The following is a 20,312-nucleotide window of genomic DNA, read 5'->3' on the forward strand; positions in this document are numbered from 1 at the left end:
CCATGCCAGTCCATCCATTACTCACCTCTGAGTTGCTGATCGCCAGGATACAAAAATCCTCAAGCGCCCCTGGCCAGCGCCTGCTGAATGCGTTTGATCTTCTGGCAGAAGCCGCCAGCAATCCGTCAATGCTGCCAGGCGAAGCAGACATTGCCGCGGATAGCGCCATGCTGCGTTTCATGCAAACCCAGACGCAAGCCATGGCGATAGAGATGCCAGACCTGCTGGCACAGCAACTTTACTTCATGATGCAGCAAGCGCTTGAGACTGAACTGGCCTCACCCGCTTCACGCGCTCTCCACCATGCCCGTATTGCAGCCGACGCCATGCTGCAAGCCCAGACACCTGAGCAAAAACCTGCGACCAAGGTGTTAGCTTATGCGATAGCGGCAGGCGTGTTTACCTTGCTGGGCAGCAGCAGCATTGCCTTGCAGAGTGAATTTCAGCCCTCAGGGCCATTTATCGTCGCGGCCCTGAATGCCTCGGCAAAACCCGCCGAGCCTCGCATGGCACCGGATTTCTCCGTCGCCAATCCGGCACGCACGGCCGCCATGTACGCCAAAATTGAGCAGATGCGTACCGGAAGCTGTGACTACCCGCAAGCACTTGTGCTTCCCGAATCGGAACGTGGGATTTACATCGAATATGTCGTCAACGGCAAAGTATCGACCAAGGTCAGCGATCAGGATGTCGTCAACAAACTGTTGCAGCAAGTCAGCTGTAACTACACGCCGATGTTGATGAAAAACTCAACGAGTTAGGGACAAATAATAAAGCCGGCCATCGCCGGCTTTATGACGTATGGCGTGCGGTATTACTTCTCGGACAGTGCTTTAAGATTTTGCAGGCCACTTTGATAAATGGAAGTCACGGTGTCACGCGCAGTTTTGTCATCCTCCCCGGCTTTGGGTTCATGCGCTGGATCCTTGCGCTTGAACATGCTCTTCCAGGTCACTTTGGTTTTGCCTTCGCCCACGGCCTGCACTTGCAGCGTGGAGTCATATTCACGTAGCGGCAACACGCTTTCCGTGATGGTGTACTTCAACACATGATTCGCATCATCAAATTCAGTCAGCGTTTCGTGAATAGTACCGCCATCTTTCAGCACCAAGACACGCTGGGCACCCGCAGCATTGGCAGCACCACTGGATAGCGTAGTTTTTGCCACAGCGGGGTGCCAGGACATATCGGCGAAGTTTCCGGCATGTGCCCAAACCTTGTCAGCAGGGGCATTAATTTCGATGGTTTCACGAATTCGCAGGGTTTCATCAATCGCCGCGATTGATACCACCGGTAAAGCAAAAGCAGCCAGAACTAAAGCACTTTTAAGTGTACGCATACATACCTCGGTTAATAAATGAAAATGACCGCATGACTTACGGCGCAAGGACTGTACATGACTTTTTCGCCTGGCGCCTGTGAAAAAATCCCGTTCTTATGAATGAATAAGGGCGCTGCATAAAAATATACAGATTTGTATATTTATTGAATGCTTTACGATAGAATTTAATCATCATCAGGAAACACCAAACCATGTCTCCATTACGGGCAAAAATACTTAGTGTGGCCACCGATCTGTTCCAGACACGGGGCATCAACTCTACCGGCGTCGATACCATCGTCGCCGTCGCCGGCACTACCAAAATGACCTTGTACAAATACTTCCACAGCAAGGAAGACTTGATTCTGGAAGTGTTGCAGCAAGGCCATCAGGACTTTCAATCCTGGTTACAACAAAAGTTTGAAACCAATACCAAAAAGCCCGCTGAAAAACTGCAGAAGCTGTTCGATTTTATTGAAGAGTGGGTGACCTCACCTGACTTCCGCGGCATGGCGTTTCTCAAAGCATCTGCCGAATTCCCCAACGAAGAAAATCCGGTGCACCGCCTTTCAGCCGAGCAATCGCGACAGTTTCGACAATATCTGGCCTCACTTGCCACCGAAGCGGGCATTCAGGATACCGAAGGTCTGGCCTTGCAACTTTCTCTGCTGATTGAAGGCGCCATGCAGGCCGAACAGATGAAACGGGGATCAGGCGCGGTGAAATATGCCAAGAAAGCCGCCAAAGTGTTGATCGATAACGCCCTTAAATCCTGATATAGACACTCAGCGCACTTGCCCGGCGAGCCGCTACTCGCTGATAATGTGGCTTTTCCTTCTTAGCCCACATAATGAAAACTCTGATCTGCGGCTCAATGGCTTACGACACCATCATGGTGTTTGGGGACAGTTTCAAAAATCACATCCTGCCTGAAAAAATTCACCTGCTGAACGTTTGCTTTTTTGTACCGGAAATGCGGCGTGAATTTGGCGGAACCGCTGGCAACATTGCCTACAATCTGCAACTGCTGGGCGGCGCCCCTTTGATCATGGCGACCGTCGGCGAAGATTTTCAGCCATATAACAAATGGCTGGACAAGCAGTCACTGGATAGCGCGCATATCAAGGTGATTCCCGACACCTTCACCGCTCAGGCCTTCATCACTACCGATCAGGATGACAATCAGATCACGGCTTTCCACCCGGGCGCCATGAGCGCAGCGCACAGCAACAGCGTGCACGATGCCAAAGATGTCAGCCTCACCATTATTGCGCCTGATGGCCGCGATGCCATGTTCCTTCATGCCAAAGAATGCAGCGATGCGGGCATCCCTTTCCTGTTTGATCCCGGCCAGGGCCTGCCCATGTTCAACGGTGAAGAACTGCTGCATTTCATTGAGCTGGCGGACTATGTAGCCGTCAACGACTACGAGGCGCAACTTCTGCAGGAAAAAACCGGTCTTACTCTTGATACCATTGCTGACAAGGTACATGCCTTGATCGTAACCCTGGGGAGCGAAGGGTCGCACATTTACACGGAAGGTAAACGCCTGCACATTCCATGCGTTGAAGCTTCAGCTGTGACCGATCCCACCGGGTGTGGCGATGCCTACCGTGCCGGCTTGCTTTACGGCATCAGCCAAGGCTGGGACTGGCAACAGAGCGGGCAGCTGGCGTCGGTGATGGGGGCGATTAAAATTGCCCATCGCGGTGCACAAAACCATCAACCAAGCCGCGAAGAAATCGCAGAGAAGTACCAACAGGCATTTGGCAGCTCAATCAATCTGGGTTAAAGGAGTCACAAGTGAATACAGTGAAATTAGTGGGTATTGCCGTCATGCTGGCCATGCTGGGGGCATGCGCCAGTTCAAACTCAGGCAGCGTGTATAGCCGGGATGAAGCCCGCAAGGTACAAACGGTCAAGATGGGTGTGGTGGAAAGTGTACGCACCGTCAAACTGGAAGGCACCAAATCGCCAGTAGGCACCGCTGGAGGCGCCGTTGTCGGCGGTGTAGCAGGTAGCACGCTGGGCGGCGGCAAAGGCCAGGCAATTGCAACGGTACTGGGAGCGATTGTAGGTGGCCTGGCAGGTTCTGCGGCTGAAGAAGGCCTCACCCGCAAGGATGGTCTTGAAATCACCGTCAAGCTGGATAGCGGCACCATGATCGCTGTCGTGCAGGAAGCGGATGATCAGTTCCAGCCTGGCGAACGCGTGCGTATCCTGGAAAGTGGCGGCACCACCCGCGTCAGCCACTAAGCAGATATCATCTGCATACGATAAAACCCGGCAAGAGATTGCCGGGTTTTATTTTGTCTGCTGTTTGCGATCACATGCCTTCTTCGATTCATGCAAGCTTCAAATGGCCGTCACCGTTCCGTCATAAAAGATTCGTAAATTCTCTCCTATCTTAAATCAGCAGGAGAGATTCAATTGCTAGAAAAGCATGTCTCAACCGGCTTGCACAGCGAGCCCAGCCATCTGCACGTGACTCTGGCGCGCAATCCATCCGAAATTGCCGAAGCACAACGCTTGCGCTACAAGGTATTTGCTGAAGAAATGGGCGCCCGCATCAACGGGCAGGACGGTCTGGACCGGGATGGCTTCGATGCCTTTTGCGATCACTTGCTGGTGCGTGAAACCCGTAGTGGCGAAGTCGTTGGCACCTACCGCATATTGAACCCGACCATGGCCGCTGAAGCCGGTGGTTATTATTCTGCGGGCGAGTTTGACTTGAGCCGCCTGCAACATTTGTTTGATCGCACCGTGGAAGTGGGCCGTGCCTGCGTACACCCTGACTACCGCATGGGCGGCACCATTACGCTGTTATGGGCAGGCCTGGCCAAATACATGCAAACGCACCGCTACGAATACATGATAGGCTGCGGCAGCGTTGGCATGGCGGATGGCGGCCACATGGCAGCCAGCCTCTATACACAACTGGCGCAGGATCACCTCAGCCCGGTGGAATATCGTGTATTTCCGCGCTGCCCATTGCCAATGAACGCACTGCAGACTTCGCTCGATGTCAATTGCCCACCCCTGATCAAAGGCTATCTGCGCCTGGGCGCTTACATCTGCGGCGAGCCAGCATGGGATCCAGATTTCAATACCGCAGACATGCTGGTCATGTTACCTTTGTCGCGTATCAACAAGCGCTATGCGGCTCACTTCTTCAAATAATTGGAAAAACCAAGCTCCCCTATCACCCGCATTTTTCGGGTAATCCGTATCGTCCTGCACATGCTCAATGGCATGCTGATCGCCACCCTGCTGTTGCCGCGCCTCAGTGCGCGGCAACGCGACCGGGTGATCAGCCGCTGGGCACGTGGCTTGATGCAGGTCATGAACATCCGTGTGGTGGTAAAAGGATCGCCACCACATCCAGACATCGCCTCGGCCATGCTGGTCGGCAACCATGTTTCCTGGGTCGATATCCACGCGCTGAACAGCGTGCGCACGGTACGTTTTATCGCGAAATCCGAAGTACGGGACTGGCCGGTATTTGGCTGGTTTGCGCGCAAGGTGAATACATTCTTCATCGACCGCCAGCGCAAGCAGGATACATCGCGCATGGTGGCTGAAGCGGTGAGCAGCCTGCAGGCCGGCGATTGCCTTTGTTATTTCCCCGAAGGCACGACGACGGATGGCACGGAGCTGAAACCCTTCAAGGGCAGCCTGATGCAAGCCGCGATTGATGCAGATAGCATGGTGTGGCCTGTGGCGATTCGCTATCCGCGGGAGGATGGCAGTGCAAATACCGAGATGGCGTATTGGGGAGACATCACGCTGATGCAGTCGATTGCCAAGGTGCTGGCATGCCGTAAACCCATCGTGGAACTCGACTTTGCGCCGCCCATCAGCCCCGCAGGGCATGACAGGCGCAGCCTGACGCTACAGGCCAGGCAGGCGATTGCCAGCCGGCTTGATCTTGCGGGGTGAGTCTTCCGGGCTGCAGGGCACCTGAAAAATTGTCCGGTCTTCCAGGCGCATGGCGGTAAGGCTGCCACCCCACAAGCATCCCGTATCGAGCGCAAACAGGTTATCGCGCTGCTGCAAACCCAGGGCTGACCAGTGCCCAAACACGATGGCAGTATCGGCAGAGCGCCGTTGCGGCACGTCAAACCATGGCACATAACCTGCAGGAATATCCTCCAGCTCACTCTTGAACTTGAAGTCCATTTCTCCCGCCAATGTGCAGATACGCAAACGCGTCATGGCATTGGTAATCATGCGTAGCCGGTCCATGCCCTGCAGATCATCATCCCAGGCGACCGGATGGTTGCCATACATGTGGCGCAGAAAATCACGATAGACGGGGCCGCGCAGAGCTGCGGCCACCTCGGCGCCAAGCGCCAGTGCGTCCCTGGCACTCCATTGCGGCAACAAACCTGCATGCACCATCAGATATCCTGCCTCGGCATGCACCAGCGGCAAGCTGCGCAGCCAATTCAGAAGGTCGTCCCGATCTGGAGCGTCCAGTATTTCCTGCAAGGTATCACTACGATGCGGCTGCACAAACCCTTCAGCCACTGCCAGCGCATGCAGATCATGATTGCCCAGCACGGCGACGATGGATTGCCGGTGCTGATGCAACCAGCGCAATACTTGCAGGGAATGTTCACCACGATTGATGAGATCACCCACCAGCCACAGACGATCATGGGCAGGGTCAAACTGAATATGACTCAGCAGATGCTGAAATGAAAAATGGCAACCTTGCAGATCACCGATTGCGTAGGTTGCCATAGCATGAACTCACTTAAGCGATGCTGCATGGCAGCACCGCATGATCAAATTAGTCGGCCTTGAAGTTGGCGCCGCTCTGGTTTGCCATATAAGCCACGGCACGGGAAACCTCCGCATCACTCAAGCCTGGATTGCCACCCTTGGCTGGCATCATGCGGATACCATGAATCGCATGTTGCACCAGAGTATCGTAGCCTTGGGCAATACGTGGTGCCCAACCATCCTTGTCACCAATCTTGGGAGCGCCCATCAGACCACCCGCATGGCACATGGCGCAAACGCCCTTGACCACCTCTTCGCCAGACTTGCCGCTGGCGGCAGCCGGCTTGGCGGCTTCGGCGACCACGGCAGGCTTGGCTTCTTCAGCAGGGGTGGCGGCAGGCGCTGCGGGTGCTGCAGCTTTGGCTTGCGGGGCAGGTACAGGTGCAGCAGCTACCGGAGCCGCTGCAGGTGCTGCAGCGGTTGGCTCTGCCGCAGCCGCCTCAGCAGGCGCAGCACCGTGTGAAGCGCCGCCCTGTTCAGGCGACTTGAAACTTGCACCCGACTGGTTAGCCATATAAGCCACGGCATTGGCAACTTCATTGTCGGTCAGATCCGGATTACCACCACGTGCAGGCATGGAGCGAATACCTTCAATGGCGTGCTTGATCAGAGTTTCATACCCTTGGGCGATACGAGGGCCCCAAGCCGATTTGTCGCCGATCTTGGGCGAACCCAGCGCGCCTGCAGCGTGACATGCTGAACAGACAGCCGTCACGACTTGCTCACCCGTCTTGTCGACGTGCGGGCCGCTATTGTCAGCCACTTCCACTTGCGCCACCGGCTTGATGCGCTCCTCAACTACCGCCTGCTGAATGGCTGGGTCCGCATCCACCAGATGCGAAGCCTGTATACCAAACAACATCTTAACAATCAGAAAAATCACCAGCGCGGGTGCAAACAATCCCCCCAAGGTAGCCAGCACCACCTGCGTCACTGTTGTTTTTGGAAATTCGTGATGATGCTCACCCATGACGATAAACCCTTATACCCATACGAAAAGTAGTGATTATACGTTGAAGCGCCTATAGGTAAAAGGACAAGCTAGCGTGCATTTGCTATAATCTTGTTCGCAGTATTTCGATACGCGCCCGTAGCTCAGTTGGATAGAGTGTTGGTTTCCGAAGCCAAAGGTCACAGGTTCGACTCCTGTCGGGCGCGCCATATATTTCAAGTAAATCATAAAGTTAACTTGAAACCGGTTTGCACAAACAAGCACAAAATTGCATCATCTGGCACAGTCACTGTGCCAGATTTGTGCCAAAAAAAGCATAACTATGGCGGCTCTGGAGTTGTTACTTAAACATCACTCTTGAGGTCAGTCATGGAAACCATAAAAATCTCTCTCTCAGACGGTGTAATGTCACTAACACCGTTAACTCGTGAACAAACCATTTCGGCTATACAAAACTCGCGCAAGGTGCGAAGGTTTTTGGGGTGCTTGAAGGATCAGGGCTTTGAGGTGCAGATCGTCAAAGTTACTAAAGAATCCGCCCCCAAGGAGGCATCATGAAGACAGTGTTCAGCTCTGCTTTATTACTAATGTCGATCATCATCACGGGATGCAGTGATGGGGGCAGTATCTTAATAGGGAAATGGCAAGCTCAAGATATTGGCTCAAGTGACGCAGCGATCCAGGCAGCAATCGCAAACCCTAAAAAAGGCGGGGGAATACGTGAATTCACTGAAACGGAATACATTTCAGCTATGGGATCTAGAGTTCCAATTGAATATAAGCAGACAGCGAGCAATGAGGTTATTGTTTATCAGCATGTCTTAGGCACAAAGTACGGGGAGACTTATAAAATCATTGACTCGGACAATGTGATACTTAAGTCAGCAGGACGTACATTCCTTCTTCACCGGGTGAAGTGAACGACTGTCAGAGATTCGCATAGTAATACTCACTGCTGGCGTAGCCTCAAAGCCAGCAGTGAATACCGGCGATTATTATTTTGACTGTGAAGGTGTAGAACTAGCTCCCACCTTACCGCCAACCAATTTCCTTATAGAGTTGAAATTAAATCCAGAAACGCCGCTACTGCCCCCCACTATGGCTGAGGCGATAGATGGGACCTGAAGAAGTAACCAAGCCATTAAGGCAGCCCCGAGAGATGCCGATACTGCGGCTACCAATATTTCCCCATAATTAGCTGCTCCCGAAGCTGCTGCATCAACCGCTTTCTGTATTACCGCCTGAAACATGGAATCAGAAATCCCAATAATAATTGCGGCAAGTACTTTCCATAGCGAAGCGGTAATCAAAAATCGGATCCAGCTTTCAGCTACAAATGAGGTTTGACTCATCAAAAGCCATGGCAGACAAACAGGACCAAGAATCAATGCAATAACCACCATATATTGGCTGCCCAAGCTCAATACAAAGAATAAGCCTCCACTGACGATTAGAATTACAGAGGACATCATTAAGGCTGATATAGCAGTTAGTGAGGATAGAGCTAGCGATAGCTTGCTCAAAGGATTAAGGGACGGATCAATTATTGAGTCCAGTGTGGAAAAAATCGCCATGCCGGACTTAAAAAATCTTGAAAATACCTCCCCTACCAACTCAGCCGGCGACCCCTGCTGGACAGGGAGCAATTGAGTAGCGATAGTATCCAGGCTACCAGCTACACCCTCAATAAAAACGGTTTGATAACCACTTTTAAGAAGCCAATACACAAAAGTAACTGTCAGCATTTGTCGAATCAGGCTACCGAAAATATCAGTAACGTCACCATTTGCCAGTAAAACCCGGACTCCATACCACGCGAAACTCAGGGCCGCCAAACCTGTAAACAGGCTTAACCCATAATTGGTCATGAGGGCCAACTTCATATCCAAGTATGCAGAGGCGGATCCAAGAACAGTTTGGGCGGCATCTACGAATAGTTCGGCAGCCATGTTTAGTACCCCATCTGCTTACGTGCCTTGGCTTTTGCAGCCTCCCAGCTTTGAATATACCTCGCGTCATATTCGCCTTTCTCCTCATCCAAGGCTTGCTTTTGACTGTTCGCTTTTGCCTGGGCGTTAGCATTAGCGACAAGATTACTAAGCTGATCAATGACGATATGATTTTGAGCCCCTAGAGTGCCGAGCCCCTCCATGAGGCCAGAATTTGAAGGCAGCCTTTCAGCCAGTCCATCCGAACGACGCTTGTAGTTATCAATGTCCCGTCCCAGATTGTCAAAAAGGGAAGCATAATTGGTCTGTGACTGCCTCCCTGCAGCCTTCATTTTCACCTCACCTTCAAGAAGCTGTTCAACACTCTGTCCGGACAAGACGCCTAAGCGCGTCGCGTCCTGGATTACTGATGAAACACTCTGATAGGCATTAGAAAGGCCTGAAAGATTATTGCTGAGCTGCTGATAATTACTGTAGACATCAGCACTCAGGGTTTGAGCATCGTCCACACTGCCAGGCACGCGGCCTAATACACGCAGAGAAATCGCGTCAGAAGGGAGCTTTTGCAAATGAACCAACATTGCTCGATATTGATCGACTTGGGTCATTAACTGGTTGGTTAATATCACAGACTGCTTCGCAGTTTGTGCTGCAGTTACAGAGTTCTTCAGGAAATTGGTAGGGTCGAACACAATTTTATCCGCCTGCGCGGTTCCAGATAAAAGCGACAACAACACCAATATGAATATTGATTTATTCATGATCGCCCTCCTGAGCTTCAGCACCCTCCTCATCGGGGAATTTCTGGGCGGTAGTATCAAGCTCAACATCCCCATTCTGCGGGGTGAATGTAATACCGAAAAACGGGGTATTTTCCGAAGACATCCGGCCCCATATATTTACCCAGTAATCGACACCATCAATTTTTGCACTACCTTTATAGTCCGGGTGGTTGGACTTGGTTTTACGATTATTTTTGAAAAAAGACCCTGTGTTGGGTTTGTGCTCAAATGGAATAGCCATGCTTACTCTCCTTGCCGGTTGAAAAATCAATAAATCGAAAATTGCTAAGATGCTCTTTAGTGATTGCCGCGGTCTGGCCCTTAACGGGAACAGTTCGGATGCTCTGAAAAAGAGCTTCAAGACGGGGAGCCATGCCCTGAATGGGGCAAATGTAATCAATACGCTCAATTTTTCTTGCTGCGACCATCTGCAGGTAACTCGAAATAATTGATTGATAGCGCTTGATAGTTTTGAAGGTACGCTCAACTTCAATGGCCACATACTTACCTTCTGGGTCTGTAGCCAATGCATCAGGAATCTTCAGCCAGCCATCGCGAGCATGTAGTTGATGACATTGACGATCAGTGATCCAATTCCTCCAACCATGCTCAACCAGATGCAAACGAGCCTCCTGTACCGCCAAGGAGTGCTGGATAGTGGATTGGCTAAGTCTTCCAGGCTCAAAATAAGTAAAGTCTGGGTTAGTAATATCCGCTGCCATTGCCGCACCGTGGGCAGTAATCCCCCAGATTTTCACTGCACCTCCCAGCCCCTCAACCTCATGCAGACTGACAAGCCCATCGGCTGCCATACGCCCCAGCGTGAGTCGCGTGGCTCGGTCCTTCAGCCCTAAAACCCGGCATAGAATAGATGTAGTGCTGTAACCCTCGCCTTTTAACCACTCCAGGATCAGAGTTCGTTTTTCTTGAATACGGATAGCGATCAGCTTTTTATCGTGTAGAAAGTGCAAAAGGATCCTCCTTTTCGTTTGCGTCAACTGGGGGAGCAATCATCTCGACGGCCTTAAGCAATCGATCGCCGTCCACGACTTGAGGAGCGAGATGATCCGAAGAAAGCTTGTCGATTCTGATGGGAGATGTGTGGATGAACCTGGGGAGACCATGCCCAAAGAGAACACCTTGGAACTTATTGAGATTGAGCAACATGTTTTCATCGAACAGAAATCGCTCAGCCTGGCGAATCGTCCGATCTGAATCGACAGTTTCAGCAAGAGCCGCATTGCGAGATACTTTGCGCATCTCATCATCGACCTCAATTTTTCCGCTTTTTCGAGCAAACCACTCTGCAGTCTTGGGATCCTGCACTTTGTAAACCAGCTTCAAAGCACAATTTTCCATAACAGCCCCAACTACAGCGTCAGGGGATAAATCTGCTGGGCAATCCCGAAGATCATCTAAAGACTGATGGGCCAGTACTACATGAACACCCTTATCTCGAGCAGCACCCAATGCTTCAATGCTAGGCCTGCTAATGTGGTATTTGGCCTCATCCAGCACCACGCCAATTTTTGAGTTGCTTTTGGTTCTATCGCGCTCTTCTGCTAGCTGAATAATCTTGATCAAGAGCATGCGCTGCATACGAATGACCTTGGCATTTCGCATGCTGCCAATGATGTAGACGACGCCAGGTTTTTTGATAATTTCTCTTAGGTTAAGTCCAAGCCCTGGTTTAGCATTGACCGCGGGTATTTCAGCCATCTCTCGCAACATGCCAGCAAACTTTGGGGACCTTTCCTGTAAAGCCTCACCGAACTGAAGGTAAAGACTCGTTGGCGTATGTTGTGAGTTGGCCATCTCATGGGCCATGTCACCAGCCGCTTGTCTGTCAGAGATGGTATAAAAGTCACTATCCGACCCTTTCTCGCTTAAAGAGAATGCGGCCAAAAATGCCTCCTCAATTTGCTCTGCGCTATCACCGTCAAATGGGTTTATTTGAGGTCCGGCGGAAGGGCGTAGATCAAGCAGATAAAAAGGGATTTTGAGCGCGGAACAAGCCCGACCAAGCACGTGCGGAGCCCATTCGTCGTTTTTAGGATCAACATAAACCAACGTCATGCCCAAATAAGCCAGCTGAGCCGAGAGCATGCTTAAAAACACGCCTTTTCCCGAACCCGTGGTGCCAGCCACCTGCACATGCCCAAGCATGCTGGGGGACATATATATGGGCTTTTTGAATTCATCTAATCCGAGAAACAAGCCCTTATCTCGGTCCCAAAACCCAAGTGGATCAAACTCACCTACAGACTTAGGAAGAAACTCATGAATTCGGCGAACGTCAGTTTTTTTATTGCGCTCCAGTGCAGAGCTTCGCTTCAGCTTTGATGACAGTTCTGCAAACCAAGGGGAAACATTTCTGAGCCATGTGAGGCCTAAAAAGAGACCTACCAGAATTCCTAAAGCCCCATAAAGCAATTGGACACAGCTCAGTGGAGCTAATGTTTTGAAATAGCCAATAATATAAAAGTTAAAAATTAAAAACGGTATTAACCCAATAATGACGCCACTCAGTACCAGTTTCAGTAAAGTGGATCGGTACTTTTCGCTATCAATGGCTCCAACTACTGCAATGCCCGCGACGAGCCCTCCAGCAAATAAGAATGGGCGTGAGGATTGAAAAAAGAAGATGGCGGAATGCCATAAGAGGTTGCCCCAAAAGGCAGTCATAAGAAAACTCCATATGTGATGTTCATATAGAGAAGGCTACTGAAATGCCTGATTTCCGGTATTCACCTAAAACATTCAAAAATGATGTCTTTACGAAAACAGGTTGTACTAGGTTAATAAGAGCAAGGCGACAGCCGCAGCGAATTACGAAAGGCCGCAAAGGCCTTGAGAAACAAGCTGCATCGCCACAGCGATGCAAGGCAAAGAGTGCGCCTAAGCGCGCGATTGCCGGGCTTGATAAACCATCGAATCGCCCATAGGCGATTTGTGGTAAAGGAGTTATCAAAATCCCCTCAGGGCATTTTGGTGGCGATACTGATGTCCCTTGCCCTTAGGCAGGGGACTGAGTTTGGCCCTAAGGCTTTAGGATTCGACCGCAGTGATGCCTTTGCGAAAATAGGTTGCACGAGGCCAAGATGAGCAAGGCGACAGCCGCAGTGAATCGCGGAAGGCCCCCGAGGCCTGGAGGGGCAAGCTGCATCGCCCAAGCGATGCAAGGCAAAGAACGCGCCCAAGGGCGTGATTGCCGTGCTTGGTGAGCCAGCGAATCGCCCATAGCGATTTGTGGCGAACGAGCTACCAAACACGACCCCCAAGGGCGTTTTGGTAGCGACCCTAAGCGAAGGCCCCTGTCCCCCTAGGGCAGGGGATGAAGCTGGGCCCCAAGGACCAGCTGAATGGACCGCAGCGCGGCAGCGGCGAGCGTCCGACTCTCGTCGGGCGCTTGCCCCCCCTATTTACTGGAGCGCGTTCAGCGCTCGCCCAAGGGGCCAAGTCATAGTTGCGATAGCAATCTATGGCGCAGCTGGAAATGGGGGGGGCAAGCGCCGAAGGGCGCGCCGCTGCCGGGTGAATTGGCATGAAGCTCGGCGTTCAGCCGAAGCGGAGTGGCAAGAGGGCTTCGCCCTGAAGCAGAAGTGGCGTTCAGCCACGCGCTGCGCGGTGAATGGCTTTGACGGGAGGCGTTCAGCCGACTAGAAAAGACAGAGGCGGAGCCTCCATCCTGGCACGCACTAGCGGGCAAGGATGGGAAGCAGTCGCGAGACTGATTCGTGAGTGAGCTTGATGATCATGCACGGATCACGTGCATAATCATAAGGTCAGATCACAAAAGCTTTAACGATTCATGTTTGATAGTTTTGTTTTCCATAACCTGAAGCGCTTATCTCGCAAGAAGGTTGTGTAAGCATTTTTAATATCAAGAACTCATGAACACAACTCGTCTGAGTATTCCAGTGAAAAAAGTGTACTTCTGCAATGGGGACAAAGCAGTCATACAATTTGCAGTGTCAATTAGTGCTATGTCCAAAGGCCCTTGTAAGTTAAGCCTATTTTGCGGAGTGATGGGTTGTCAGAATTTAAATTATTACTAGATCACGCTGCGTCTCTATATTAATATTTCAATATAGAGACCAATAAACAATAAAACCAATAAAAGACAAGAGGTTACAACTATGCAATTGAAAATATCAATTATTAATATACGGACACATGGGTCTTTACATTAACTGTTAAGCCTCTGAATGCCCGGCAAATCCAATCCGTATCTATCCGACCAATGCGTCGCTGTCGGCTGGCCTTTGGAACAGTTGACGGTACTGCGAACTCCCCAGAAGCAGTGGCGCCTTGGTGCGGTTGAAACATCAGATCCCGAAGCGATAGCCGCGCTTTACATCGCGAGCTTAGGCGAATCGTGCTCATGGTGTGAGGGAGCCACGATCAACTTACTTATCAAGGCGGCAGCTCTCGATACTTTGGCACGCCTCAATTCGTTCGATGATCGCGTCGACGCAGTTCGCCGCTACTTGGGAGCCCAGTTCACGATACTTGCATCCAACATCAGCGAAGTCTTCTCAACCATCGCCACTTCGGACCAAGCTGTGGTCGAGCGGAACCTGCGGGAAGTGCTGGGTGATCCTTTTGTTCAGGACGCATACCCGCGTGTCCAGCTTTCTTTCGCCTTAGAGCTGCTTCGGGCCATTGACCGAAGCAAGCTGCTAGAGATCGCCCAGCGCTTAGCGATGAAGCCGTATGAATATCGGTCAGGGTGGCCAGATCTGACGGTGATAGGAGGGAACGGAGTACGCTTCGTGGAAGTAAAGACGACTGATAGATTCCAGGCGTCTCAGCTTAGGTTTGCAACTGAAGTCGCAGAACCTCTCGGGCTGAGGTGCTCAGTTCTGCAAGTCATCCCAGCGCGGAATGGTGATCACGCAGAGGCCTAACCACTCCATCGAGCGGATACCCAACCGGCTGCGCCGGTCGGTCACCGCCTATGTCAAACGTTATCTTTCCAAATTAAAGGTTGCGCCATGAGCTACTGTGCAAATGTGTTCAACGTAATGATCGCTTCTCCAGGCGATGTCGCCTCTGAGCGCTCAATCATTCGTGATGTTGTCTACGAATGGAATGCTGTGCATTCGAGCCAACGAAAGACTGTTCTGCTTCCGATAGGTTGGGAATCCCATTCGTCCCCGGAGATGGGAGCCGCGCCTCAATCCATCATCAATAACCAGATTTTGGAAAAATGTGATCTTTTGGTCGGTGTATTTTGGACGAGGATTGGAACCGCCACAGACGACTTCGCTAGCGGAACGGTAGAGGAGATAGAAAAGCATGTTGAGTCAGGAAAGCCCGCCATGCTCTACTTTTCCAGCCAACCCGTTGCAATGGATACAGTCGATCTTGAACAGGTAGCAAGGCTTAGGGCATTTAAAGAGTCTTGTAGGAAACGAGGGCTATATGAGAGTTACGACAGCCATTCAGACTTCAAGGAAAAGTTTTATCGTCATCTTCAACTAAAATTAAATCAACATCCTCTGTTCAAAGTGGCCGAAGATGAAATGATTTCTGAAGTAACTGAATCAAAGACGCCGCTTCCCAACTTGTCGGGAGAGGCTCGTGTTCTATTGAAAGAGGCACGGCAAGATCCTCACGGTACTATTTTGCATGTTCGGTATATCGGCGGCACCGATATTCAGACTAATGGAAAAAATGTCATTCCATCTAACGAACGGAGAGAGATTGCAAAGTGGGAGCAGGCATTGGAGGAGCTGACCGTTCAAGGGCTTGTGGTGGCTCGCGGTCATAAAGGCGAAGTATTTGAGCTTTCGAATTTTGGCTACCAAATAGCAGACATGATTGCCCTGTAAGCATTCAACACGGACTGGCGCATAAAGTCGCGCCAGCCGGTTAATTCAAACGTTCACCGTCAGCTATGGTATTTATCAGCCAATCGCTTAGGCAAGAATACTCATTCGTTTATGTTTCGCGATGCCCTCTCCGGATAAAATGCTGTAACTCACTTTTAATGTGAGGAGGCATTTCGGAGCGATGCGATACAACTTGAGACGCCGTTGAGAACTCTGGGTATCGATTGGGCTGCGGTGGTTTTTCAGATTTACTAAATCTCCCCTGGCTTGCCAGCTCAGCCATACGCCTAATCCATCCCTCCACATTATTGATTTTCCCCTGGACAAGGTATTTTTGAAGCTCATCGGCAATATCTTGTGCGGCCTCACCATTTAACGCGAATTCTGCTATTACGTTCAGGAAGTACTGTTCGTATATGCGAACGAGCGGTCCCATATTGAGGGTAATGTTGGTGTTGTTGTTTAATATATTGTTACTGTTATTGTTAACCGATAGCGTATGAGTAACGCCCCCATGAGGACTGGGTACGCTATCAATAGGGTATGCAGACCCTATTGATAAGCTATTCACCTGCGAATGATCTCTAGAAATGCTTATCCATCGAGATACGTCGAGCCCGCGACTATTGGCATCAGAAAGCCACCGCTCACGAAGACTGAATGGAACTTCAAGCAACCGCTCCCGAATTTTCTTATCATGCGTTGGAGAAGGTGCCGCATTGTGATCGAACCAACTAGTAACCCACACCCATGACTCCTCAATAATAATTTCCTCAAAGCCTGCCAGGCGTGCCTCAACCAAACTTATCTGGTTAATATCCCATCCCAATCTCGCGGTGGCCATTCGCTTATTTAACTTGAATACTCCAGAAACGTGGCGATCCTTGCACGTCAGAAAATAGAGGAGCAAAAATTTATCCTCAGTAGTCATACTTTCGACTAACTCTTGGCACTCCCAGAAACCTGTTTTGATCATCGCTGATGCTGAGTTGCTGATTGTGCTATTCATTCTTGCCCCCTAAAACATGCATTGAATGGGCGGCCGGGGCGGCCTGCCTTGGGTTTTTGTGAGGGTTTCTTTGGGGAAATTACCGACTGAATTGTCTGACTCGAGTTTGGTAAATAGAATTGCTTCAGCCAGTCTAGGACATCGCTCTCCAGCCATAAGAGCCGTCTAGATCCTGTTATTTTAATAGGGCAAGGCAATGAGTCAGGGTTGCGAATCAAATCGCTGTATATAGACGCAGGGGACTTTCTAAGAATCTTACTAAGCTCTTGAACGGTTAATGTTTTTAGTAAATCCGTTGATTGCATTTAATTTCTCCAACGAGTTGGAGCCAGGGCACGCGACCTCCCCCGCTAAGCATGCAAAACTAATATGTGCTTAGCCCATTTTCCGCTCTATAAAACGGTAACTAATCAAACCTTAAGGCTCAAAAGACGGTGCAATCAGTTATATTTTCTGTTTGGATAGACGTACAGAGACCGCGGTCTTGCGGCTTTTTGACTGGGACTGACCAGTAGACAATGCCAAGAGCATTGATGCGTTATACGCTTTTGAAATGCTGAGCTACGCTAAGCAATGCAAACAAGATAAAGCTAAGTTTCCCATTCGTCAAGATGGTAGATCAGTCGAACGCTCCCATTTTTTAAATTGTTCGTTTATTTGTAATTTTAAACTATTGAAAACGGAGTTTTGTTTCTCATAATATCCATCTGGATATTCATTACTGAAATCTAACTCTTTCCGCAATGCCTTAAATACATCATCTTGGGTTACACGCAAACATTGCAACTCATTAAACAACTCAGACTGATATTCAGCATTGAATTTGTTAAATTTATCCCATGCATCACCTCGTTTCTCGGCATAATGATCTACGAGTTCTGTCTGATGCTCATAGCTAATGTTTAAAGCTTCGAGCACCGCTTTCGACTTACCAGGAGTTTCGCACCAATTCTTAATCTCAGAAAAAATTCTCTCCTGTTCAAGCAAATGCTTTTGATACAAATCATCAACAATGGTAATTTGATGACGCACTTGATTTACAGATGTTGCTCTACTCATAGCAGAAAACATTACCTTTCCAAAAGCAGCTTGAGCAGTTAAAAGAATTTCAGAAGTACTTGGCTCTACTATAAGAGTTGCTTTAGTCAATTCGTTAAAAAATGGCATAAACCCATCTGCCGGGTTTTGCCCAAGTTCCAATGCGGGAAGTTTTGTTAAATGAGTAGTGGCCTTATTGTACTCAGAAACCAATTCGAGGTAGATTTTTCGTCTAATCTCATGCGTACGCTCAATAGACTTTTGTTGCGCATCATGCTTTAGCTGCATAAGTATTCGAGAAGTATTGCTTTTATTCGATATGAGGACACCAGCCAATGTTGATGTAGTGGCTAGAAGCGCCGTCCAAAATGCAATCGGTATATTAGAAAGAAAAGTTAATATAGTATTCAAAATTTCACCACTGTGCATTTATAAACGAATCTGTCACTTGAAAAATTGGAAATTAAATGGACAAGAAAATATTAGAGTGGGTCGAAGTAGCCGCTATCGAAAACATGAAATCTCGCCAGCAAAATATAGATCTGATTACGGCAGAGGCCCATACAACATTAACAATCGGACTCTCTGCTATTGGAGTCGTATTCGCATATACCGTCCAGAATGTAAATGGAGAGTCAGTAATATTTTATTCTGCTCTGTTTACAACAGTCTATTTGATCGCTTCTGTTTTGTACTTGGTCTCCAACTGTCTTATTCAAGGAGACTTCCCACCTGTATACAACGAACCAAAAAATTTGAATCAAAAAAATTATTCGTTAGATGAGCTTAAAGAGTTTGAGCTCCAAAACATGCAGTTAAGGATAGACGAAGCATGCGTCGTCATCCAGAAGAGATCAAAGGCTCTGAATAATGCAAGAAAATTCCTTGCAGTTTTCCCAATATTGAGCGTGATTTTCTGGCAGTCATTCAAACTTTTAAGTTAAACGATTTCGCGTTCTTATTTCTTACTTGGTGGCGGCTGTGATGGCGCCGTAGGTACTGGCCTTGGACTATCTTTCACATAGTCTCTTCTGGACGGAGCGGGCTGAGGTATAGGATTCGGTTTATCGGCCATGATTACTTTCTCACTGGTGGTGAATCATCTTTTTTGAGCGGCTGCGGCTGAGGGATCGGATTATCTGCACAATTACTCATTTTATATGCGTCCAAGGATAGCTAATTTTCTATAATGCGCACCCAAAGCAGTTAAACGACAGCTTTGAGAGTTAATTGCCGCATAGTACATATGCAGAGCACCGACTGGATTGACTAGCCCATGTCGGTTACATAATTGCAAATCTGCAAATATTCGCGTGTTTTCAGGGTTGGGAGGAATAGCCATTATTGCTTCCGGAACGTTATCTCTATTAGGCTCAAAACTCGGATCTAATGCGAAATGATGTGTTTGATCAGGAAAATAGATGGGCAATAACCGAATCACTTCAGCAGGTACTTTAGGTGTGACCTGACGCAAAGTAATAAATGTTTGCACGTTAGCCTTATACATTGGCCTAGCCTCCCATTCGCCAAGGGTCTGGTCTATGTATGCATAGAGGGAGGCTGGAGTAATGCGCCCAAGAACATCCGAGCAGCCCCCACCTAATCCTTCAATCATTATCCCTGTAAAAACTCCATGACCATCAGCCTCTTCTGCAAAACCTTCTCTAGAACATGCAGTAAGGATAGTTACTCCAGGGCCAATTGCTGAAAATGTTCCTCGTAATGCGGGGACTTCACCGGCATAGCCAGACTTACAACTATCTAAAATAATGACAATTGAGCGGATTTTAGGATGCGCTTCGTTGGCCAGTGTAAGGATATGAGATAAATCCGCACCCCAATGTGGTCTAGTAGCATCTTGGGAAACGATGAAACCCGCATTGGTTTTTTCATCAACAATTCCATGGCCAGCAAAAAAAAGAACCACCGTGTCGGCGGGATTCTCGAAGAGCTCTTTAATCTGATCATCCATTACTTGAGCCGTAACTTTCTGCTCAGAGCTTAGTAGCTTACGGACATTAAAGTTAGGTGAGCCATCCCCATGCCTCGCCAAAAGATCGCCTATCACTGAGGCATCGGCAACGCATCCATTGAGAGGGGCGTTTTCGTAATCGTCAATCCCGATTACCAAGGCCCGTCTCATCATCTACCTCCATGGATGAGTTTCTTTAAGTTCTCCCAAGTCCATGAGTAAATCTTGTCACTCGGTTTGGCGGCTGTGGGTGCAACATTTTTTCCGTCCGAGTAGGCTGCTAGAAGAAAATAAGGAATCTTTTCTTCCTGTGCGATTGCCAGCTCCGCACTTACACCGGCAGCAGTGTTTGTAGAGTGACCGCACAAGATAATGACGACATCCACCGCTTTGATTCTTGTACGGGCTTTAGCTTTCCAATTACTGTCAATGTGCTCTTTGATTGACCAGTCCGCAATGTCGAAAGGGGTATCTTGATTTTTTGATTGCCCGACCAGCAAGTCTTTCTGACGAGCATCATTATCGTAATCAAAACTGATGAATGTTTTTTTCTTTGTAGTCATAGCTCATCCCCATTGCTAATATTGTTATTAGTAATATTTTTTAACATGCCTTTTAATCGAAGCATACTCTTATTTTATTGCCCCAACAAAGTCTACATTAT

Annotated in this window: 22 protein-coding genes and 1 tRNA gene; 11 read left to right on the forward strand and 12 right to left on the reverse strand. The window is 49.2% G+C overall.

The window, feature by feature from the left end; genetic code table 11:
* The first annotated feature begins 2 nt into the window (after nt 1-2).
* Nucleotides 3-761 carry a hypothetical protein gene (locus LG203_RS11280; RefSeq protein WP_230345853.1) on the forward strand — a complete coding sequence of 253 codons (759 nt, stop codon included), beginning with the start codon at nt 3-5 and terminating at the stop codon, nt 759-761.
* Nucleotides 762-814: 53 nt separating this feature from the next.
* Here the strand turns inward: LG203_RS11280 and LG203_RS11285 are convergent, their stop codons facing one another.
* On the reverse strand, nt 815-1,339 hold the full coding sequence (locus tag LG203_RS11285; protein WP_230345854.1) for an SRPBCC family protein: 525 nt from the start codon (nt 1,337-1,339) through the stop codon (nt 815-817).
* A 194-nt stretch (nt 1,340-1,533) separates the two neighbouring features.
* On the opposite strand from LG203_RS11285, the gene LG203_RS11290 reads away from it, so the two are divergent.
* The 5 genes from LG203_RS11290 to LG203_RS11310 all read left to right on the forward strand — a co-directional run bounded on the left by LG203_RS11290 (nt 1,534) and on the right by LG203_RS11310 (nt 5,260).
* Nucleotides 1,534-2,097, forward strand: a complete 564-nt coding sequence (locus tag LG203_RS11290) for a TetR/AcrR family transcriptional regulator (RefSeq protein WP_230345855.1) — start codon at nt 1,534-1,536, stop codon at nt 2,095-2,097.
* A gap of 74 nt (nt 2,098-2,171) precedes the next feature.
* A complete protein-coding gene (locus LG203_RS11295; protein WP_230345856.1) occupies nt 2,172-3,113 on the forward strand; it encodes a carbohydrate kinase family protein in 942 nt (313 codons plus the stop codon).
* A 44-nt stretch (nt 3,114-3,157) separates the two neighbouring features.
* Complete coding sequence (locus LG203_RS11300) at nt 3,158-3,577, forward strand: outer membrane lipoprotein (protein WP_268867414.1); 420 nt, start codon at nt 3,158-3,160, stop codon at nt 3,575-3,577.
* Nucleotides 3,578-3,751: 174 nt separating this feature from the next.
* Nucleotides 3,752-4,501, forward strand: a complete 750-nt coding sequence (locus LG203_RS11305; RefSeq protein WP_230345858.1) for a GNAT family N-acetyltransferase — start codon at nt 3,752-3,754, stop codon at nt 4,499-4,501.
* Nucleotides 4,502-5,260, forward strand: a complete 759-nt coding sequence (locus tag LG203_RS11310; protein ID WP_230345859.1) for a lysophospholipid acyltransferase family protein — start codon at nt 4,502-4,504, stop codon at nt 5,258-5,260.
* Here the strand turns inward: LG203_RS11310 and LG203_RS11315 are convergent.
* Entirely contained in the window at nt 5,213-6,067 is an 855-nt protein-coding gene (locus tag LG203_RS11315; protein ID WP_230345860.1) for a symmetrical bis(5'-nucleosyl)-tetraphosphatase, read from the reverse strand. The genes LG203_RS11310 and LG203_RS11315 overlap by 48 nt on opposite strands.
* A gap of 49 nt (nt 6,068-6,116) precedes the next feature.
* Complete coding sequence (locus tag LG203_RS11320; RefSeq protein ID WP_230345861.1) at nt 6,117-7,079, reverse strand: c-type cytochrome; 963 nt, start codon at nt 7,077-7,079, stop codon at nt 6,117-6,119.
* A 114-nt stretch (nt 7,080-7,193) separates the two neighbouring features.
* On the opposite strand from LG203_RS11320, the gene LG203_RS11325 reads away from it, so the two are divergent.
* Nucleotides 7,194-7,270 (forward strand) — tRNA-Arg (locus tag LG203_RS11325).
* A 345-nt stretch (nt 7,271-7,615) separates the two neighbouring features.
* Nucleotides 7,616-7,981 carry a hypothetical protein gene (locus tag LG203_RS11330; protein WP_230345862.1) on the forward strand — a complete coding sequence of 122 codons (366 nt, stop codon included), beginning with the start codon at nt 7,616-7,618 and terminating at the stop codon, nt 7,979-7,981.
* A 75-nt stretch (nt 7,982-8,056) separates the two neighbouring features.
* On the opposite strand, the gene LG203_RS11335 is transcribed toward LG203_RS11330, so the two are convergent.
* The 5 genes from LG203_RS11335 to LG203_RS11355 are packed head-to-tail and all read right to left on the reverse strand — an operon-like array spanning nt 8,057 to nt 12,477.
* Nucleotides 8,057-9,010, reverse strand: a complete 954-nt coding sequence (locus LG203_RS11335; protein ID WP_230345863.1) for a type IV secretion system protein — start codon at nt 9,008-9,010, stop codon at nt 8,057-8,059.
* A gap of 2 nt (nt 9,011-9,012) precedes the next feature.
* Nucleotides 9,013-9,771, reverse strand: a complete 759-nt coding sequence (locus tag LG203_RS11340) for a hypothetical protein (RefSeq protein WP_230345864.1) — start codon at nt 9,769-9,771, stop codon at nt 9,013-9,015.
* Complete coding sequence (locus LG203_RS11345; RefSeq protein WP_230345865.1) at nt 9,764-10,033, reverse strand: hypothetical protein; 270 nt, start codon at nt 10,031-10,033, stop codon at nt 9,764-9,766. Before LG203_RS11345 ends, LG203_RS11340 begins: the two co-directional genes overlap by 8 nt.
* Nucleotides 10,017-10,763, reverse strand: coding sequence for a MobC family replication-relaxation protein (gene mobC / locus LG203_RS11350; protein WP_230345866.1), 747 nt, complete (start codon nt 10,761-10,763; stop codon nt 10,017-10,019). Before mobC ends, LG203_RS11345 begins: the two co-directional genes overlap by 17 nt.
* Nucleotides 10,744-12,477, reverse strand: coding sequence for a type IV secretory system conjugative DNA transfer family protein (locus LG203_RS11355; RefSeq protein ID WP_230345867.1), 1,734 nt, complete (start codon nt 12,475-12,477; stop codon nt 10,744-10,746). The genes mobC and LG203_RS11355 overlap by 20 nt, the downstream gene beginning before the upstream one ends.
* 1,523 nt (nt 12,478-14,000) lie before the next feature.
* On the opposite strand from LG203_RS11355, the gene LG203_RS11360 reads away from it, so the two are divergent.
* Both LG203_RS11360 and LG203_RS11365 read left to right on the forward strand, forming a co-directional pair.
* Complete coding sequence (locus LG203_RS11360; RefSeq protein WP_230345868.1) at nt 14,001-14,702, forward strand: VRR-NUC domain-containing protein; 702 nt, start codon at nt 14,001-14,003, stop codon at nt 14,700-14,702.
* A gap of 87 nt (nt 14,703-14,789) precedes the next feature.
* Nucleotides 14,790-15,629, forward strand: a complete 840-nt coding sequence (locus tag LG203_RS11365; RefSeq protein WP_230345869.1) for a DUF4062 domain-containing protein — start codon at nt 14,790-14,792, stop codon at nt 15,627-15,629.
* A gap of 109 nt (nt 15,630-15,738) precedes the next feature.
* Here LG203_RS11365 and LG203_RS11370 read toward each other — a convergent pair whose 3' ends face one another.
* Nucleotides 15,739-16,638, reverse strand: a complete 900-nt coding sequence (locus tag LG203_RS11370) for a hypothetical protein (protein WP_230345870.1) — start codon at nt 16,636-16,638, stop codon at nt 15,739-15,741.
* 606 nt (nt 16,639-17,244) lie between these two features.
* Nucleotides 17,245-18,105: a hypothetical protein gene (locus tag LG203_RS11375; RefSeq protein WP_230345871.1), complete on the reverse strand. Its 861-nt coding sequence runs from the start codon at nt 18,103-18,105 to the stop codon at nt 17,245-17,247.
* Between the two features lie 38 nt (nt 18,106-18,143).
* On the opposite strand from LG203_RS11375, the gene LG203_RS11380 reads away from it, so the two are divergent.
* Nucleotides 18,144-18,620: a hypothetical protein gene (locus LG203_RS11380; protein WP_230345872.1), complete on the forward strand. Its 477-nt coding sequence runs from the start codon at nt 18,144-18,146 to the stop codon at nt 18,618-18,620.
* Nucleotides 18,621-18,832: 212 nt separating this feature from the next.
* Here LG203_RS11380 and LG203_RS11385 read toward each other — a convergent pair whose 3' ends face one another.
* Nucleotides 18,833-19,822 (reverse strand): caspase family protein, encoded by a 990-nt coding sequence (locus LG203_RS11385; protein WP_230345873.1) that lies wholly within the window; start codon nt 19,820-19,822, stop codon nt 18,833-18,835.
* Complete coding sequence (locus tag LG203_RS11390; RefSeq protein ID WP_230345874.1) at nt 19,819-20,211, reverse strand: TIR domain-containing protein; 393 nt, start codon at nt 20,209-20,211, stop codon at nt 19,819-19,821. The genes LG203_RS11385 and LG203_RS11390 overlap by 4 nt, the downstream gene beginning before the upstream one ends.
* Between the last annotated feature and the right edge of the window lie 101 nt (nt 20,212-20,312).

It is taken from the genome of Methylovorus mays (assembly GCF_020531915.1).
GTDB lineage: Bacteria > Pseudomonadota > Gammaproteobacteria > Burkholderiales > Methylophilaceae > Methylovorus > Methylovorus mays.

Bases quoted from the DNA above. Each gene is read 5' to 3' on its own strand.
- LG203_RS11370 (WP_230345870.1), bottom strand. From the start codon at position 16,638: ATGAATAGCACAATCAGCAACTCAGCATCAGCGATGATCAAAACAGGT.
- LG203_RS11280 (WP_230345853.1), top strand. From the start codon at position 3: ATGCCAGTCCATCCATTACTCACCTCTGAGTTGCTGATCGCCAGGATA.
- LG203_RS11365 (WP_230345869.1), top strand. From the start codon at position 14,790: ATGAGCTACTGTGCAAATGTGTTCAACGTAATGATCGCTTCTCCAGGC.
- LG203_RS11330 (WP_230345862.1), top strand. From the start codon at position 7,616: ATGAAGACAGTGTTCAGCTCTGCTTTATTACTAATGTCGATCATCATC.
- LG203_RS11285 (WP_230345854.1), bottom strand. From the start codon at position 1,339: ATGCGTACACTTAAAAGTGCTTTAGTTCTGGCTGCTTTTGCTTTACCG.
- LG203_RS11320 (WP_230345861.1), bottom strand. From the start codon at position 7,079: ATGGGTGAGCATCATCACGAATTTCCAAAAACAACAGTGACGCAGGTG.
- LG203_RS11335 (WP_230345863.1), bottom strand. From the start codon at position 9,010: ATGGCTGCCGAACTATTCGTAGATGCCGCCCAAACTGTTCTTGGATCC.
- LG203_RS11390 (WP_230345874.1), bottom strand. From the start codon at position 20,211: ATGACTACAAAGAAAAAAACATTCATCAGTTTTGATTACGATAATGAT.
- LG203_RS11380 (WP_230345872.1), top strand. From the start codon at position 18,144: ATGGACAAGAAAATATTAGAGTGGGTCGAAGTAGCCGCTATCGAAAAC.
- LG203_RS11375 (WP_230345871.1), bottom strand. From the start codon at position 18,105: ATGCACAGTGGTGAAATTTTGAATACTATATTAACTTTTCTTTCTAAT.
- LG203_RS11355 (WP_230345867.1), bottom strand. From the start codon at position 12,477: ATGACTGCCTTTTGGGGCAACCTCTTATGGCATTCCGCCATCTTCTTT.
- LG203_RS11340 (WP_230345864.1), bottom strand. From the start codon at position 9,771: ATGAATAAATCAATATTCATATTGGTGTTGTTGTCGCTTTTATCTGGA.
- LG203_RS11345 (WP_230345865.1), bottom strand. From the start codon at position 10,033: ATGGCTATTCCATTTGAGCACAAACCCAACACAGGGTCTTTTTTCAAA.
- LG203_RS11300 (WP_268867414.1), top strand. From the start codon at position 3,158: ATGCTGGCCATGCTGGGGGCATGCGCCAGTTCAAACTCAGGCAGCGTG.
- LG203_RS11295 (WP_230345856.1), top strand. From the start codon at position 2,172: ATGAAAACTCTGATCTGCGGCTCAATGGCTTACGACACCATCATGGTG.
- LG203_RS11360 (WP_230345868.1), top strand. From the start codon at position 14,001: ATGCCCGGCAAATCCAATCCGTATCTATCCGACCAATGCGTCGCTGTC.
- LG203_RS11290 (WP_230345855.1), top strand. From the start codon at position 1,534: ATGTCTCCATTACGGGCAAAAATACTTAGTGTGGCCACCGATCTGTTC.
- LG203_RS11315 (WP_230345860.1), bottom strand. From the start codon at position 6,067: ATGGCAACCTACGCAATCGGTGATCTGCAAGGTTGCCATTTTTCATTT.
- LG203_RS11385 (WP_230345873.1), bottom strand. From the start codon at position 19,822: ATGATGAGACGGGCCTTGGTAATCGGGATTGACGATTACGAAAACGCC.